Annotated in this window: 1 protein-coding gene; it reads left to right on the top strand. The window is 59.8% G+C overall.

Features of this window, described 5'->3' with window-relative positions; all coding sequences use genetic code 11:
- The coding region (locus CVH10_RS25120; RefSeq protein WP_146143448.1) for an efflux RND transporter periplasmic adaptor subunit at positions 1–229 on the top strand (229 nt) is incomplete at both ends.

Here is a 229-nt window from a genome sequence, read left to right as displayed (position 1 = left end):
ACCGTCGGCGGTGAGGGTGATCCGGCGGACCTTTATACCGTTGCCAACCTGTCCACTGTCTGGATCGAACTTTCGGTCCCCACCACAGAGCTCGCCAAAGTGCGAGAGGGCGCACCTGTTGCGGTCGCTCCGGCTCAGCAGGGCGACGTCCATCATGCCGATGGAAGGGTGATTTTTGTCAGTCCTATCCTGAACCCAGACACACGATCCGCCCGCGTCATTGTCGTAT

This window comes from Halomonas sp. ND22Bw (assembly GCF_003011945.1).
Lineage (GTDB): Bacteria > Pseudomonadota > Gammaproteobacteria > Pseudomonadales > Halomonadaceae > Halomonas > Halomonas halophila.
The sequence above is the reverse complement of the archived record's forward strand: the minus strand, read 5'-3'. Positions and strand labels throughout refer to the sequence as shown.